The sequence below is a fragment of the Streptomyces thermospinosisporus genome, from assembly GCF_039526425.1.
Classification (GTDB): domain Bacteria; phylum Actinomycetota; class Actinomycetes; order Streptomycetales; family Streptomycetaceae; genus Streptomyces; species Streptomyces thermocarboxydovorans.
In genome coordinates this window covers 30,923-44,097 of record NZ_BAAAIZ010000001.1, presented here as the reverse complement: position 1 = coordinate 44,097, position 13,175 = coordinate 30,923, and the positions used below count along the sequence as shown (strand labels likewise).

At 75.1% G+C, this 13,175-nt stretch carries 10 protein-coding genes; 1 reads left to right on the top strand and 9 read right to left on the bottom strand.

Annotation, left to right across the window (positions count from 1 at the left end; translation table 11 throughout):
- Positions 1 to 28: 28 nt before the first annotated feature.
- Together ABD207_RS00195 and ABD207_RS00190 are read right to left on the bottom strand one after the other, a co-directional pair.
- Positions 29 to 1,294: an FAD-dependent oxidoreductase gene (locus ABD207_RS00195; protein WP_344009025.1), complete on the bottom strand. Its 1,266-nt coding sequence runs from the start codon at positions 1,292 to 1,294 to the stop codon at positions 29 to 31.
- Between the two features lie 2 nt (positions 1,295 to 1,296).
- Positions 1,297 to 2,550 (bottom strand): carboxylate--amine ligase, encoded by a 1,254-nt coding sequence (locus ABD207_RS00190; RefSeq protein WP_344008912.1) that lies wholly within the window; start codon positions 2,548 to 2,550, stop codon positions 1,297 to 1,299.
- Between the two features lie 218 nt (positions 2,551 to 2,768).
- On the opposite strand from ABD207_RS00190, the gene ABD207_RS00185 reads away from it, so the two are divergent.
- The gene (locus ABD207_RS00185; protein WP_344008910.1) at positions 2,769 to 4,043 is read left to right on the top strand and encodes a glycoside hydrolase family 26 protein; all 1,275 of its coding nucleotides are present in this window, start codon (positions 2,769 to 2,771) and stop codon (positions 4,041 to 4,043) included.
- Positions 4,044 to 4,075: 32 nt separating this feature from the next.
- On the opposite strand, the gene ABD207_RS00180 is transcribed toward ABD207_RS00185, so the two are convergent.
- From ABD207_RS00180 to ABD207_RS00150, 7 genes are all read right to left on the bottom strand, one after another.
- On the bottom strand, positions 4,076 to 4,732 hold the full coding sequence (locus ABD207_RS00180; protein ID WP_344008907.1) for a YveK family protein: 657 nt from the start codon (positions 4,730 to 4,732) through the stop codon (positions 4,076 to 4,078).
- Positions 4,729 to 5,961: a glycosyltransferase gene (locus ABD207_RS00175; protein WP_344008905.1), complete on the bottom strand. Its 1,233-nt coding sequence runs from the start codon at positions 5,959 to 5,961 to the stop codon at positions 4,729 to 4,731. Before ABD207_RS00175 ends, ABD207_RS00180 begins: the two co-directional genes overlap by 4 nt.
- Positions 5,958 to 6,764 (bottom strand): polysaccharide deacetylase family protein, encoded by an 807-nt coding sequence (locus tag ABD207_RS00170; protein WP_425580600.1) that lies wholly within the window; start codon positions 6,762 to 6,764, stop codon positions 5,958 to 5,960. The genes ABD207_RS00175 and ABD207_RS00170 overlap by 4 nt, the downstream gene beginning before the upstream one ends.
- Positions 6,748 to 8,292 (bottom strand): lipid II flippase MurJ, encoded by a 1,545-nt coding sequence (locus ABD207_RS00165; RefSeq protein WP_425580602.1) that lies wholly within the window; start codon positions 8,290 to 8,292, stop codon positions 6,748 to 6,750. Before ABD207_RS00165 ends, ABD207_RS00170 begins: the two co-directional genes overlap by 17 nt.
- A 782-nt stretch (positions 8,293 to 9,074) precedes the next feature.
- Positions 9,075 to 10,418 (bottom strand): O-antigen ligase family protein, encoded by a 1,344-nt coding sequence (locus ABD207_RS00160; protein ID WP_344008901.1) that lies wholly within the window; start codon positions 10,416 to 10,418, stop codon positions 9,075 to 9,077.
- A gap of 7 nt (positions 10,419 to 10,425) precedes the next feature.
- Complete coding sequence (locus ABD207_RS00155) at positions 10,426 to 11,880, bottom strand: exopolysaccharide biosynthesis polyprenyl glycosylphosphotransferase (RefSeq protein ID WP_344008898.1); 1,455 nt, start codon at positions 11,878 to 11,880, stop codon at positions 10,426 to 10,428.
- On the bottom strand, positions 11,877 to 13,148 hold the full coding sequence (locus ABD207_RS00150) for a glycosyltransferase (RefSeq protein WP_344008895.1): 1,272 nt from the start codon (positions 13,146 to 13,148) through the stop codon (positions 11,877 to 11,879). Before ABD207_RS00150 ends, ABD207_RS00155 begins: the two co-directional genes overlap by 4 nt.
- Positions 13,149 to 13,175: the final 27 nt, after the last annotated feature.

The window sequence follows — 13,175 nt, the reverse complement described above, 5'->3', positions numbered from 1 at the left end:
ACCCCTTGCCACACCCCGCAGGGCCCCGTCAGCGCGTCACCGGAGTCGGCGTCTCGGCGCGGCCGGCGCTCGCGGGCAGCGGGACCGTGCCGCGGGCCGGGGTCGAGCGGAGCCGGCGCCGCACGCCCTGGACGAGGGCCGAGGCGGTGAAGGTCGCCCCGTGCACGAAGCGCATCGAAGGGCCGAAGCCGGACGCGGTGATCAGGCCCGCCAGGAACAGCCCCGGCTGCGAGGACTCGAAGCACCGGCCGACATCGGGGGAGCCGTCGGGCAGCGTGGCGAGGCTCCGGCGCAGCTCGGGCGCGAGCAGGCCCAGCCGGTCGCAGCGGGCCTTGAAGCCGGTCGCCGCGATCACATGCTCGGTCTCCACCGAGCGCACCGAGCCGTCACGGCTCAGCACGTCCAGGCGCACCCCGCCCGGCACCGCGGTGGCGGCCGTCACCTCCTGGCTCGGCGCCACCTCCACGGCGCGCTCCACCCGGTCCCGCAGCCACCAGGCGCCCGCCGGACCGAGCGCCGTCGCGGCGACGCGCGACCGCGTGGACTCCGGCAGCCGCCGGAACAGGCCCGGACGCTCGGAGTAGAACCAGTTCTTCCAGCCGGGGCCGAGACCGCTGTGCGGGGAGCGGACCGACTGCCACCACGGGCGCTCCCACGGCGGCGGCACGTCGTTCCACACCAGCCGGTCCGCCCGCGCCAGCACCCGCACCCGGGTGCCCTGCTCGGCGAGCAGCGCCGCCGTCTCCAGGGCCGCCTGCCCGCCGCCGATCACGGTGACGTCCTTGCCGCGGAACTGGTCGAGGTCGCTGTGGTGGCTGCTGTGGGTCACCAGCGACGGGTGCAGCCCGCGCAGCGCCTGCGGCACCTCGATGAACGGCATCACACCGACCGCCAGCGCCACGGTGCGCGCACGCACCTCCTGGCCGTCCTCGGTGACCGCGACGAAACCGCCGGGCACGGCCGCCAGCCGGACGATGGTGCGCTCGTCCACGTCGGGCACGGCGTGCTTGGCGAACCACAGGCCGTACCCGGCGAACGCCTCCACGGGGATCGGGTGGGCGTGACGCGCCGTCAGCCCGTTCTCGGCGCAGTAGACGTCCAGCCGCCAGCGGCCCGCCGGGTCGGACAGGTTGGAAGCCCAGGGCTCGGACTTCAGGAACATGCCGGAGGGCATGTGGTCGCGCCAGGACGCCATGGGACGGCCGAACACGCGCAGGCTCAGCCCGGCGGACGCGGCGTGCGCCGCGATCGACAGCCCGTACGGACCGGCACCCACCACCAGAAGGTCGTACATCATCAACTGCTCGCTTTCTCGTTGTCGGTCGGCAAGGGTGAGGCCGCCCGGGGGATCACAGGGGTGGCCGGTGCCGCCGGCCTCGGGATCAGGCGCTGCCGCAGCCGGCCGGAGACATGGCGGCACCACAGGGACCACATCGCCCACCCGGGACCGCGGTCGTCCGCCGCGTACCAGGCGAGTTCACGCCCGCCCGGCGCGCCGCGCAGCGCGGCCAGCGGCGCGTAGTTCTCCACCACGAACTCCCGCCCCGCCAGCTGCTCTCCGTCCGGCAGCGCACGGCCCGTCAGGTCCAGGTGCAGGGCCCGTACGACGTCCACGCCCGCACTGTCGGCGAACAGCCGGAACTGCGCGCCCGGCCGCGGGTTGAAGTCGAGCAGGTGGTAGCGGCCCGTTGTGCCGCAGCGCCGGAAGTCCAGGTCGAGGATGCCGCGGTAGCCGAGCGCGGCGACCAGCCGTTCCGCCAGCTCCCGCACCTGAGGGTTGGGCGTCCAGCGGCCCACCGCCGTCAGCCCCGCACCGCGCGGCCACGCCAGCCGCTTGCGGCCCGGCCCGCCCGCGCGCAGGGCCCCGGTGCGGTCGGCGTAGCCGTGGAAGAACCAGTCGCGGTCCGGTCCTGGCGGCAGGAACTCCTGCAGCAGCAGCGGGCTGCCCGCCTCCTCGGTGCGCTCGTACAGCTGCCGGGCCTGCTGCGCCGTGTGCACCAGCTGGGTGCTGCGCAGCCCCAGGCCGGGCGGCAGCAGCCAGGGGCGGCTCCACTTCGCCACCGCCGGCAGCCCGAGCCGCCGCGCGTCGTCGGCGGCGCGCACCGCACTGTCCGGGACCAGCGTTGGCGGGTGCGGCAGCCCCGCCGAGGCGCACACGGCGGCCAACTCGGCCTTGTCCGCGACCCGTTCGGCCAGGGTCTCGGGCATCTCAGGCAGCAGATAGGACGGGGCGAGGGTCTCGCGCAGGCGGGCCGCGGCGATCGCGCAGGCGTCGTCCATGGTCACCAGCACGGCCGGCCGCCCGATCTCGCCGGCCACCCGGCGCAGCACGGCGAGCAGATCGTCGGCGGACGCCTGCGGAGGCGGCGGGGCGTGCAGCCGGGCCGCATACCGCGAACGGCCGACCGGACTGCCCGTCACATCGGCGACCACATGCACGGGCACGCCCGCCCGGCCGAGGGAACGCACGGCGCCGAGCGTTCCGTGGTGAAAAGGGTTCCGGTCGGTCCGCAGCACCACGGCCGGGACTTCGGTGTCGAGCAGCGACACGAATTCTCGCTTTCTTCCGGAGCGGCCCGGAGCTTTCATCACCGGCGTCCGTCCGCATTCCGTCCGCTCACCCGCTCGGGCGAGAACGGCACTCGAAAGCCGCAACGACGGTGGCGTCGGTGGATCATCTGTGACTGACTTTCATGTGACTGTTCGTCAATAACGTGAGCGATTCCGTGAGCGATACGAGCGCCAACGACCCGACCGAAGGAGCAGACATGGTCCCTCACGAGAAGCGGGTCCGAAAGCGCAGGCGGCCGGTCAGGGGAGCGGCGCTGGCCGTGTCCGCCGCCCTGGCGGCAGGTCTCCTCGTCACCGGAGTGGATGCCACGGTGCTGCCGGTCGACGACGGCCGCGCCCCGGCGCCGGGCGTCCCGGGCACCGCCGCCCCGACTGCGCCCCCCGCCCCCGCGCCCGCCGCCCCCGTACCGCTGCTGCCCGAGCCGGCCGACCGGACGACGGCCGGCCGGGAGCACCCGCCCTTCGGTGTCTTCCTCGGCTCCGACCAGCGGGGCGTGGACCGGATGGCCCAGTTCAGCCAGTGGCTGGGCGGCGCGGAGCTCACCGTCGGGCACACCTACCTGCCCGGCAGCGACTGGAGCGACATCGAGGGCAGGGCCCAGTGGCTCGAGGCGTGGGCCGACTGGCGCAACGCGAAGCCCGGCCGGAGGCTCGTCCTCAACGTCCCCATGCAGGCCCGCAACGAGGAGGGCGTGCCCGACCACGAGGTCCGCGAGCTGCTGCGGCGCGGCGCTGCCGGGGAGTTCGACCACCACTTCCGCACCCTCGCCGAACGGCTGGTGCGGCTGAAGGTGCCGGAGACGGTGATCGTGCTCGGCTGGGAGATGAACGGCATCACCTACACCCACCGCTGCGGGCCGGACCCTCAGGCGTGGAAGACGTACTGGCGGCGGATCGTCACCACGATGCGTGCGGTGCCGGGCCAGAAATTCCGGTTCGATTTCACCCCGAGCCGCGGCCGGGACGCCGTCCCGTGGACCGAGTGCTACCCCGGGGACGACATGGTCGACATCGTCGGAATGGATTCCTACGACCAGCCGTCCGGACTGTCGTTCGACGAGCAGGTGAGTGAACCCTACGGGCTGAGGCACCACGTGGAATTCGCCCGGGCGCACCGAAAGCCCATCTCGTACCCGGAATGGGGGCTGTTCCGCAACGGCGACAATCCCGAGTACATGCGGCGCATGCTCTCCTGGATCGCCGAGCACCGGCCGCTGTACAACACGCTGACCGACTACTGCCCGCACGGGGTGTGGCAGTGCGACGCCAACCCGTGGTCGTCGCACGTCTACCGGTCCGTCCTCTCCGGCCGCCACGACCACCCCGGGTACCCGGTGCCCACACCGACACCCACGGCCCCCACGCAGCCGCCGGCTCCTGCCGAGCCGCCGAACTGCTCGGTGCTGGACCTGGGCGACTGGGTGGAGCACTGGCTCGGCGGGCGGCTCTGCATCCGCTTCACGTGGTGGTAGAACCCTCGCCCCCGGCCCGGCCGGCACCGGGATCACCGCTTGCCGTGCGCGTCGGCGGCGGTGGCCGGACCGGGCACCGAAGCGGCCGGGACGGCCTCGTCGTCCCGGCCGCCTCGCCTCGGCCGCGCCAGCAGACCGAGGCCGCCCAGCAGCCCGCCCGCGCTCGCACCCACCAGGGCCGTCACACCCGGCGATGCGGACGTGGGCTCGCTCGGCCGCACCGCCCGCGAGAACTGCACGAGACGCACCTGGGTGCTGTCCCGGCTGTGCTCCGCGTGCTGGGTGAGCGCGCGCGAGACCGCGTTGGCCATGTCGACCGCCCGGCCCGGCTCGGAGGAGGTGGCTGACAGGGCGACCATCGGGGCGTCCGGCGAGGTGGAGGCGCGCACGCTCTCGCGCAGCGTCCCGACCGGCACGCCCGCCCATACCTGGGCGTCCCCGAGCACCGCCAGCTGCGTCGCCACCCGGCCGTACGCCTGCGCGAAGCCACGGGCGGCCTCCGGGGTGGACTTCGAGGTCGGCACGGCGACGACGTAACTGGTGGCCGTGTACGTCGCCGGCGTGAACAGGCCGTACGCGCCGCCGAGAAGACCGCCCAGCAGGGTGCCGGCCGCGAGGACGGACCAGGACGGCAGCGCACCGGCACGGGCCAGGGACAGACGGCGCTGACGGGTCGGGGAGTCGGTCATGACGGGCTTGCTCCGAAGGACGAGACGGAAGAGACGACGGACGAAGGTGCTGAAGAAGAGGTGGACGCCGGGGGAGAGGGGGCGGGCAGGAACGCGCCGCGCGGCGAGGCGCCCGGACCGGAGACGGCCGCCGCGTACACGTCCATCAGCCGGGCCGCGCTGCGGCTGATGCTGTAGCGGTGCGCCGCCTGCGGAACCGTCCGGGGCCGGGGGCCCGCGGCACGCGCCTCGGCGATCGCGCGGGCGTACTCCTCGGGCCCGCCGCGCACCCGCCGGGCGCCGCCGGTCTCGGACGGCGGCAGGTCCTCGATCGCCGGGCAGGCCGTGTACAGCACGGGCAGACCGGAGGCCAGTGCCTCCACCGCCGCCAGGCCGAAGGCCTCGTCGGCGGACGGGGAGGCGAACAGGTCCATGGCCGAGGTGAGCGACGGCAGATCGGGGCCTGAGGAGCCGTCGGCGATGTACGGGCGTTCCCCGGTGAACAGCACCCGGCCCGCCACGCCCGCCTCCTGGGCGGTGCGGCGCAGCATGTGCTCCTCGGGGCCGCCGCCCACCAGCAGCAGCCAGCAGTCCTCCGGCAGCCGCGTCAGCGCCCGCACCAGCACGTCGAACCGCTTGCCGGGGGCGAGCCGGCCGATGCCGCCGACCACGAACGCGTCCTCGGGCAGGCCGAGCCGGCGACGGGTGGCGGCGCGCCGCCCGGTGCCGAAGCGGAAGCCGTCCAGGTCGATGCCGTTGGGCACCACCTCGATGCGCGGCGCGGGCACCCCCCAGCGCTTGAGCCGGTCGGCGACCGCCGCGGACACCGCCACCGTCGCCGAGCCCAGCCGCTCGCTGGCGAGGTACAGCGCCCGCACCCCGGCGGTGAGCCGGCGGCCCTCCATCTGGGTGTCGCCCAGCGAGTGCTCGGTGGCCACGACCGCCCGCACCCCCGCGAGCCGCGCGGCGAGCCGCCCGTAGACGCACGCCCGGTACAGATGGGTGTGCACCAGGTCGTAGCGGCCCGCGCGGATCAGGCGCACCAGGCGCGGCAGGGCGGTGAGGTCCCGGTTGCCGTGCATGCCGAGATGGGTGACGCGGACCCCGTCCGAGGCGAGACCATCGGCGACCGCGCCCGGGTTGGTGAGCGTCACCACCTCGCAGTCGGCCGGGAGGTGACGCAGCAGCAGCCGCAGCTGCTGCTCGGCGCCGCCGACGCCGAGACCGGTGATGATGTGCAGGACCCTCATGCCGCGCCCCCCTTCGCCGGGCGGCGGCGCAGCCGGTGCAGGCGCAGCTTGAGGAACATCCGCCAGGCCGTGTCGTTCTGGCCGATGTGGACGCGCGGCAGCGCCAGCAGGCCGGTCAGCGTGCCGGGGTCGATGGCGCAGGCGTAGCGGTAGCCGGCCTCCCGCACGGCCTGCACGGCCCGCTGGTCGACCGTGCCGTACGGGTAGCAGAAGCCCTCGACCGGGCCGCCGGTCAGCTCCTTCAGCAGGGCGCGGCTCTCGGCGACCTCCGCCTTGAGGGTGGCGTCGTCCGTCTTGGTCAGGTCGACGTGGGTCAGACCGTGCGAGCCGATCTCCACGCCGTGCTCGATCGCCTGCCGGATGCCGGCCGCGTTCAGCAGCGGCTTGCGCGGGCCCAGCGGGTCCCAGGCGTTGTCGCCGCCCAGCCGTCCGGGCAGCACGAAGAGTGTGGCGCCGCAGTTCCAGCGGCGCAGCAGCGGCAGCGCGCCGGTGAGGAAGTCGACATAGCCGTCGTCGAAGGTGAGGGCGACCAGGTCGCGGCCGTCGCCGCGGGCGCGGGCGGCGAGCAGGTCGGCCACGGACACCCCGCGCAGGCCGCGCCGCCGCAGCCAGGCCAGCTGCCGGCCGAGCCGCTCGGGGGTGACGGTGATGCGGTACGGATCGTCCGAGCAGTCGCCCACGGAGTGGTACATGGCGATCCATGGGACCGGCCCCGGGAGCGGGGCGGAGGGTCTGCCGGGTCTGCCGGGTCTGTCTGGTCTGTCGGGTCTGTCGGTGGTGGCGGAATCAACGGAAGCGGCCATGAGTCAGCTTTCGTGTGACGGCGCGTACGGGGCGCACAGCGGATGCGAAGCCCTGGACGCCGAGGGCCCAGGCGAGGGAGAAGAAGACTGCGGTGACGGCCAGGCCGCCGGCGGCGAGACCCGCCGCGGGGGAGTCGGTCCGGCCCGCCACGAACCATCCGGCGGCGGTCGCCGCGGCGGCGGCCAGCACGGGCCTGCTCAGCTCGGCGAGGACCTTGCGCACCCGGATCGAGACGCCGTACGGGCTGCCGCCGCGCCGGGAGGAGCGCAGACCGGCGAGCAGCAGGGCGGCGGTGACGGTGATGCCGAAGGCGTTGGCGGCGGCGATCCCCGCCACACCCCACGGGCCCACGGTGACGGCGCCGATCAGCGAGGTGGCGGCCACACCCGCGACCATCACCGCCAGGGGGTACCAGCAGGGGCGGCCCGCCGAGAAGTAGGAGCGGACCAGGGCGCCCACCAGGGTCTGCGCCAGCAGACCGAGGGCGTACACGCGCATCACGTCCGCCGTGGCCACGGTGTCGGCCGCGGTGAACGCGCCGCGCTGGAAGAGCAGTTCGATGATCTGCGGGGCGCAGGCCAGCACCGCGCACAGACCCAGCAGCACCACGCAGGAGGCCAGCACCAGATCGCGTTCCACGCGGCGCCGGGCCCGCTCGGTGTCGCCGTCCGCGAGGGCCCGCGCCACCACCGGGAAGGTGACGGTGACCACCATCAGCGACAGCGTCATCGGGATCTGGGCGACCTTCTGCGCGTAGTTGAGGTGCGAGATGGCGCCCGCGGGCAGTGAGGAGGCGAGGAAGCGTTCGACCAGCACCTGCGACTGACGGCACAGCGCGAACAGCAGCACGGCGGCGATCAGCGCGAGCCGCACCGGCCGGCGCGGATCGTCACCGGTGTCCGGGGCGTCCACGGGCGCGTTCGTACGGGACGTCAGATGCCGCCACAGCGACGGCAGCTGCACCACCACCATCAGCACACCGCCCACCGCCACGCCGACCGCGGCCGACCGCACGCCCCAGGTGGCGCCCAGCAGGAACATCGCGGCGACGATGCCGGTGTTGTAGGCCATGTAGATCGCCGCGGGCGCGAAGAAGCTGCGGTGCGCGCGCAGGGCGGCGCTGCAGTAGCCGGCCAGGCCGAAGGCCAGCAGGCTGATCGCGGTGAGCCGGGTGCAGTCGACGGCGAGCCCGGGGTCGGGCAGCCCCGGGGCGAGCGCCCGCATCAGCAGCGGGGCGGCGGCGGCCACCAGCGCGGCCACGGCGGCGAAGGCGAGGCACAGCCGGGGCAGCGTGGCGGCGACCAGCTCCCGCACGGGATCACCCGGCACGCCCCTGGCCCGGCGGGCCAGCGCCATGCTGAACGCCGGGATCAGCGCGATCGCCAGCCCGTCCTCGATCAGCAGCGTCGCCGCCACCTCCGGCACGGTCCACGCCACCAGGAAGGCGTCCGTGTCGCTCCCGGCCCCGAACAGCCGGGCCAGCGACTGATCCCGCACCAGCCCCAGCAACGACCCGCCGACGGACAGCGCCGCGGTGACGAGCGTGGCCCGCGCCAGGAACTTCCCGGAGGCCGTGGTCTGTTCAGCCCCGCCACTGGTGCGTGCAGGCCGCGCAGCAGGTACGGCGCCCGTGGCTCGCGCGGTTGTGGAGTCCGGGTCGGGGGTGGTTGTGGAGTCCGGGTCGGGGGTGGTCGTGGAGTCCTGATGGGGGGCGGTCGGGGTGTCCGGGGCGGGCACGGGCGTGGGGCTTGAGCCGCGGGTGGTTGTGGAGCCTTGGCCGTAGGCGGTCACGGTGCCCTTGCCGTGTGCGGTCGGCGCGCCTTGGCCGCAGGCGGTCATGGAGCCTTCGGCGTGAGCGGTGGGCGAGCCTTGGCCGCGGGCGGTCGTGGAGTCCGGCGTGGTGGTGGTCGTCGAGTCCGCACCGGGGGCGGTCGCGGTGTCCGGGGCGGGCACGGTCGTGGGGCTCGAGTCGAGGGCAGTGGTGGAGCCTCGGCCGTGGGCGCTCGTAGAGCCTCGGCCGTGGGTGGTCGTGAAGCCGCGGCGGTAGACGGTCATGGTGCCCTGGCCGAGGGTGGTCGGTGCGCCTTGGCCGAAGGGCGGGGTGTCCGGACCGGAGGCAGCCCGGGAGTCCGGATCGGAGGCAGTCGTTGAGTCCGCACCGGAAGCAGCCTTCGCGGCGTCCGCATCCGGGGCCGTCGTCGGGCCAGGCTCGGTGGCGGATGCGGCGGTACGGGGGCCGGGTGGCGTGCCCGGTGTGCCCGGGGTGCCCGGGGTGCCCGGTGTGCCTGGGGTGTGGGAGGGGACGAGCGTCATCGGGACACGGCCTCCTCGACCCGCGCGGCCGGCTCGCCGTGCGGCGGTGCGGCCTCCTGCGGGCCGGCAGCCAGCCCCCACCAGGCGGCCAGGCCCAGGGCCATGCCCGTCAGGACCGTCGAGGGGCCGCCGATGTCGCCGTAGACGAAGTCGGTCAGCAGCCAGATCAGCAGGCCGCAGGCGATCAGGCCGCAGTCGGGGGCCGGGCCGTGGCGGTGCGCCCGCTGCAGCCGGCGCAGGCCGCACACCAGCAGCGCCAGCCAGCCGCCGGCGAGGGTGACCAGCCCGATCAGGCCCTGCTCGCTCAGCACCAGCAGATACATGCTGTGCGGCGACAGCAGCGCCTGCTTGTGGTACGCCTCGCCCGCGCCCCCGATGTCGCTGCCCGAGGACAGCGCCAGCGTGGCGTGCTCGTCGCGGTACTCGGGGAAGTTCTTCAGGCCCACGCCGGTCAGCGGCTGTTCCCGCCACATGCCGAGCGCGGACCCCCACAGCGCGTACCGGTCCACCACGGACTGGTCGGGCGCGTCGGTGACCTGCCCGATGCTGTCGATCCGCTCCTGGAGCTGCGCCGTGCCGACCCCGAAGCCGCCCATCAGCACGATCCCCGCGGCGACCAGCGCCGCGCCCGCCTTCACCGCGCGCCGCAGCCCCGCCAGCACCAGCTGCACCGCGCAGGTCAGCGCCGTGGCGATCCAGGCGCCCCGGCTGAAGGACAGCGCGAGCGGCAGCAGCAGCACCACCGCGCAGCCCGCGGCGGCCGCCCGCTGCCACCGGGGCGCCCGCCCCAGCGCGAGGCCCACCGCGCACACCAGGCCGAGCGCGACCACCGTCGCCATGCCCATCACGTCCTGCGCCCCGAACGTGCCGACCGCCCGGATCGGCTCGCCCTGGTAGCTGGCGCCGGTGCCGGTGACGTACTGGTGCACGCCGACGGCCCCCTGCCACCCCGCGAGCCCCACGAACGTCCAGGCCAGCACCCGGAAGTCGGCCCGGTGCCGGGTCAGCACCAGCACCGCGGCCGGGACCAGCACGAAGACCTGCAGATTGCGGCCGAGGCCGGTGAGCCCGGCCGTCGCCGAGGACGCCCCCATGGCGGCCAGCGCGAGGCCCGCCACCGGAAGGCCCAGCACCAGCGCGGCCACCGGCGTCAGCGGGCGCCACCGCTCGCGCAGCAGCAGGATCACGCAGTACACCACCAGCAGCCCGGACATGGCGTCCGCGGGACCGGCGCCGTCCCCCGTGTGCGGCACGGCCAGCAGGGCGGTCACCGCCGCGAGGGGCAGCACCGGCACCCGTTCGGCCGCCCAGCGCGGGAGCAGGGCAAGGGCGTGACGCACGTTCTGTTCAGCTCCCCGTCGGCCGGACCAGCGTGACGGCGGTGCGCAGCAGGATGCAGACGTCCTGCCACAGCGACCAGTCGTCGATGTAGGCGTTGTCGAAGCGGGCGCGGTCCTCGATGGAGGTGTCGCCGCGCAGCCCGTGGATCTGGGCGAGGCCGGTGATGCCGGTCCGCATCCGGTGCCGGGCCGCGTAGCCGGGGTACTTCTGGCTGAACTGGGACACGAAGTAGGGGCGTTCGGGGCGCGGGCCGACCAGGCTCATGTCGCCCCTCAGCACGTTCCACAGCTGCAGCAGCTCGTCCAGCGAGGTGCGCCGCAGCATCCGGCAGAAGCGGCGCATCTCGTTCTCGTTGGCCACGCTCCACCGGGTCGCCGACTCGTGCTCGTCGACCGGCCGGTGGGTACGGAACTTCAGCAGCGTGAACGGCCGCCCGTCGCGGCCGATGCGCTCCTGCTGGAACACCACTCCGGGCCCGTCGCAGATCCGCAGCGTCACCGCGCACACCAGCAGCAGCGGGCTGACCAGAAGCAGCAGCGCCCCCGACACCACGATGTCCAGGGCCCGCTTGCCCGCGCTGCCCGCCCGAGCCGGGAAGAACTCCAGCCGCCGGCAAGCGAATCCGGCCAGCCGCTCACCGGTCGGACACGCCGGTGTGGCGGCGTCCAGCTCCCAGATCTCGCAGCCGGACCCGGCGAGCGTGCGCAGCAGCGGCTCCTGGTCGGCGCGGACCGAGGGGTGCACGGCCAGCACGGCCCGCACCCCGTTCTGGACGACGGCCCGCTCGACCTCCTCGCCGGTCCGCAGCACCGGGATCCCCTCGCCGTCATGCGGCTCCTCGCAGACCACCCCCACCGGCCGCAGCCCGCAGCGCGGATGACGCAGCACGGCGGTGGCCACGCGCTGCGCGGTCGCCGCCGGGCCGATCACCAGTGCGGCCTGCGGATGCCGCAGCAGGGCGGCCCGCCGCCGCCCGTGCACGGCCGCGCGCAGCCCACAGCACAGCACCGCGTGCAGGGCGAGCCCGGTCAGCACGGTGCCGGTGGCCATCGCGAGCTCCGGACGCAGCACGGCCCACAGCGCGGCGGACGCCAGCCAGGCCACCGCCACCCGCCCCCACACGGCGGGCAGTTCCTCCAGCAGCGCCGGTACGGGGGGTCTGCGGTCGCGCGGGCGCAGCAGCAGCGCCGCCGCGCACAGCAGCGCGACGAAGAGAAGGTGGCGCCGTGCCTCGGTGAGGGCCAGTCCGGCCGCCAGCGCGGCGGCCGCGTCCGCGGCGAGCAGCGGCAGCGGCGAGGCCGGCCGGGCCGGGCGCCTGCCTGCGGGCGGCCGGTAGCCGGTGGCTGCGGGCTCGGTGAGGACGGCGGTGTCGGTGCCGGGCTTCGGCATGACGGAGACGGCGGAGAATCCGTGCTCCCTCGGCGGTGTGCCGGGGGAGGGCACGGTACGTTCGGCGGTCACGAGTGGATGGACTCCCTGTGCTCGGATGGCTCGACACGCTGTGTGGTCCGATGGGCCCCGGCGCTCCCCGCCCGGCTCCGCCCCGGCCCACGCACATCCGCGCCGTCCCGCGGCGGGCGCGTCCACCTCCTGCCGGTCCAGGTGCCGAGCAGGTCGCGGTAGACGTCGATGACCGCCCGGGTGGTGCGCCGCACGTCGTGCAGGGCCAGCACATGCCGGCGTCCTCCGTCACCGAGGGACGCGCGCAGCGGCCGGTCGCGCAGCAGATCCGTGACGGCACGGGCCAGTTCGGCGGGGTTCTCCGGGGGGACCAGAAGGGACGGGGCGAACGCCGGGGGCAGGCTCTCGCGGGCGCCGTCCACGTCCGTGAGCACCACGGGCCGGCCGCAGGCCATCGCCTCCAGCGGCGCCAGGGCCATGCCCTCCCAGCGGGACGGCAGGACGACGAGATCGGCGGCCTGGTACCAGGGCGCGGTGTCTGCGACGGCGCCCGCGAGCACCACGGACCGGGGCGCCGCCGCCCGCAGCCGGTCCCGGTCGGGCCCGTCGCCGACCAGCACCAGACGCGCCTCGGGGACCTGCCGCACCACGGACTGCCAGGCCCGCAGCAGCACGTCCTGGCCCTTCTGCCGGCACAGCCGCCCCACACAGACGACGAGGGGCGCGCCGGCCGGCAGCCCGGCCAGCGGTGCCAGCAGGGCCCGTACGTCCTCGGCGGGCGCCGGGCGGAAGTGCTCGGGGTCGACGCCGTTGGGCACCACGGTCCACCGGCCGGAGATGCCCGCGGCCACCCCGGTTTGGCGCTCGGCCTCGCTCACGCACACCGTCCGCGCGGCCCAGCGCGCCCCCCACCGCTCCCACTTGAGCGCGAGGTCGGCGGTGGTCCCGCCGACCGCCTCGAACGACCAGGCGTGCGGCTGGAACACGGTCGGGATGCGGCCCCGCACGGCGAGCCGCCCGGCGAGTCCGGCCTTCGCGCTGTGCGCGTGCACCAGATCCGGGCGGATCTCGTCGACCAGGCGGGCGAGGTGCCGCACCTCCCGCGCCAGCGACGGGCCGGGCGACCGGGTCGCCTGCCAGGAGTGCACCGGCGCGCCGAGCGCCCGCAGCCGGACGGAGAGTTCGCTGTCCGGGCAGGCCACGACGGGCTGGAGCCCGTCCGCGAGCTGGGCCCGCACCAGGTCCGCCACGACGCGGGCGACTCCGCCGTCCACCGGCTGCGTGAGGTGCAGGACGCGCGGACGGCGGCCGGAGGACGACAGGTCCATGGTGAGGGTTCCTCACTGACGAAGGTG